The 2,997-nt window shown below is 61.0% G+C and carries 3 protein-coding genes; 2 read left to right on the top strand and 1 reads right to left on the bottom strand.

From position 1 onward, the window contains the following. The coding region (locus tag Q5H31_RS08200; protein WP_302457673.1) for a phosphate ABC transporter ATP-binding protein at positions 1-734 on the top strand (734 nt) is incomplete at its 5' end. Positions 735-965: 231 nt separating this feature from the next. Beyond that, positions 966-1,907, top strand: a complete 942-nt coding sequence (locus Q5H31_RS08195) for a metal ABC transporter solute-binding protein, Zn/Mn family (protein ID WP_117642777.1) — start codon at positions 966-968, stop codon at positions 1,905-1,907. A gap of 89 nt (positions 1,908-1,996) precedes the next feature. On the opposite strand, the gene Q5H31_RS08190 is transcribed toward Q5H31_RS08195, so the two are convergent. Then, positions 1,997-2,997, bottom strand: a 1,001-nt coding sequence (locus tag Q5H31_RS08190) for an NCS2 family permease (RefSeq protein ID WP_302457672.1), incomplete at its 5' end; no start/stop codon positions are given.

Genomic DNA, 2,997 nt, shown 5'->3' with positions numbered 1-2,997 from the left:
ACTTCCTGGCCGTGGAAGACGTGAACATCAACATCGAAGCCAACAAGGTCACCGCGTTCATCGGACCTTCCGGCTGTGGCAAGTCCACCGTGCTGCGCACCCTCGATCGCATGCACGAGATCATTCCGGGCGCCCACTGCGAAGGCGAGGTGCTGCTGGAAGGCAAGAACCTGTACGACAAGGATGTGGATCCGGTCGCCGTCCGTCGTGACGTCGGCATGGTGTTCCAGCGTCCGAACCCGTTCCCGACCATGTCCATCCGCGAGAACGTGCTGGCCGGTGTGAAGCTCAACAACCGCAAGATCTCCAAGTCCGACGCGGATGATCTGGTCGAGTGGGCCCTGCGTGGCGCCAACCTGTGGAACGAGGTCAAAGATCGTCTGGACAATCCGGGCATCGGCCTGTCCGGCGGCCAGCAGCAGCGTCTGTGCATCGCACGCGCCGTGGCCGTGCACCCGCAGGTGCTGCTCATGGACGAACCGTGCTCCGCCCTCGACCCGATCTCCACCCTGGCCGTGGAGGATCTGATCAACGAGCTGAAGAACGAGTACACCATCGTGATCGTGACGCACAACATGCAGCAGGCCGCTCGTATCGCCGACTACACCGCCTTCTTCAACCTGAAGGCCGTCGGCCAGCCGGGTCACCTCGAGTACTTCACCGACACCACCACGATGTTCAACAACCCGCAGAACGAAGAAGCCGAACGCTACGTCTCCGGACGTTTTGGCTGATCGATAAGGCCGATTCGCCAAAACGTAGTGCCAACCCGGTGGGTTGGTGCGAGTCAGCTTCAGCCGGCCAGTTAATAGCGCTTCGCTGTGCGAAACTCTGTAATTGTACGTTTTGGCTGATCGGCAGCTCCTTTTCCCCGCAAACCGACGTTGAGATTGCTCTCGGCGTCGGTTTGTTGTTTTTCTTGTGGAAGCGACACGCGCTGTTGAGAATCATTCTCAGTTACGGTTATGATGGATTCACCGAAGCATGAAGCGTATGAAAATGGAGGAACCATCGTGAACCGTTATGCAAGAATTGCGATTGCCGTACTCGCTTCCGTCGGCCTTCTCACTTCCGCGTCTGCCTGCGGAACGTCGCAGAACGGTGCCGGTTCCGCGCATGGCGCGATTTCCGTCGTCTCCTCCATCAACCAATGGGGCACCCTCGCCGAGCAGCTCGGCGGAAGCGGCGTGCAGGTGACCAGCATCATCAACTCCACCAACGTGGACGCGCACGACTATGAGCCGACCACGTCCGACATCGTCAAACTGCAGAAGGCGCGAATCGTCATCGTCAACGGCGCCGGGTACGACTCATGGGCCGTCAAAGCCGCGCAATCCGCCAAATCGCAAGTCATCAACGCGGCGGAGATCGGTGGCGTCAAGGATGGCGGCAACCCGCACGTCTGGTTCTCGGCGGCGGTGCGCAAAGCGGTCGCACAGGCCATCACCAGGGCATACGAGGGCACAAGGCCCGACGGCAAGGCCGATTTCGACAAGCTGAACCAGCAATGGCGTTCCAAGGAAGACGAGGTCGCCCGAAAAATCGCGGAGACCAAACGCAAGGCGGATGGCGAAGCCTATGCCGCCACGGAATCGGTCGCCGAATATCTGGCCGGGGACCTGGGCCTCAAAGACGCGACGCCGACCGGCTACATGCGTGCCACGGCCAACGAAAGCGAGCCAACGCCGACCGACATCAAACAGTTCACCGACATGCTGGAGGCCGGCAAGGTCGGCCTGCTGGTGGTCAACATTCAGGAGGAGACCGAGCTGACCGGCAAGATCGTCACCGCGGCAAAATCGTCCAATATTCCGATCGTGGAGCTGACCGAGCAGATGCCGGAGCAGTACGATTCCCTGACGGACTGGATGGCCGCGCTCGTCGACGCGTTCTCCCAAGCCATCTAATGCGGATCTGCGTCAAACCGATACGAAAGTCGATAAAAAAAGGGCGATTCCACTGAAGGAACCGCCCATTTTCCGTATGAAAAGGACTGTTACAGCACTGCGGTGATGATGAAGTCCAGAATGAACAGCACGGCCACGACCCAGATCACCGGATGCACATCCTTGGCCTGCTTCTTGCAGGTCTTGACGATGCAGTAGGTGATGAAGCCGCCGGCGATGCCGTAGGAGATGGAGTAGCTGAACGCCATGAACACGGACGCGAAGAACGCCGGAATGGCTTCGGAGATGTCGCCCCACTCGATTTCCTTCAAGGAGGAAGCCATCATGCAGCCGACCACGACCAGCACGCCTGCGGTCGCGGCGGACGGCACGGCGGAGATGACCGGGGAGAGGAAGGCGGATAGCGCGAAGCAGATCGCCACGACCACGGAGGTCAGGCCGGTGCGGCCGCCGGCGGCGATACCCGCGGAGGACTCCACGTAGGTGGTGGTGTTCGAGGTGCCGCAGATGGCGCCGATGGAGGTGGCGATGGAGTCGGCGAACAGGGCCTTGTCCATCTTGGAGGAGAAGCCGGAACCGTTCTCAAGAGCCTTCTCGTCCTCGGCGGAGAAGATGCCGGTACGACGGCCGGTGCCGATGAAGGTGCCGATGGTGTCGAAGGTGTCGGACATGGAGAACGCGAAGATGGTCAGCAGGATGATCGGCAGCTTCGACACGTCGGAGAACAGCGCCGGGAAGCCATCCTTGGTGAAGATCACGCCGAAGGTCTGCGGCAGCTGGGCGAAGGTGTCGGCGATGGACACGGAGTTGGCCATGGTGGTCTGGCCCATCGGAATGCCGACGACCGCGGTGACGGCGATGGCGATCAGCATGCCGCCGCGCACCTTGAGCACGGTGAGCACGATGGCCAGCACCAGGCCGATGATGAACAGCCAGATGGTCGGATTGTTCATGACGGCAAGACCCGGGGTGGCCTGCACGGTGTCGCCGCTCTTGGCCGCGGACTTGGTGGTGAAGGTGAAGAAACCGACGTTGAGGAAGCCGACGTAGGCCACGAACAGGCCGATGCCGCCGCCGATGGCGTTCTGCA

The organism is uncultured Bifidobacterium sp., assembly GCF_959020155.1.
Taxonomy (GTDB): Bacteria; Actinomycetota; Actinomycetes; order Actinomycetales; family Bifidobacteriaceae; genus Bifidobacterium.
This window is presented reverse-complemented; position numbering and strand designations above follow the sequence as displayed.

Coding starts and splice junctions, on each gene's coding strand:
- Q5H31_RS08195 (WP_117642777.1), top strand. CDS start 966: ATGATGGATTCACCGAAGCATGAAGCGTATGAAAATGGAGGAACCATC.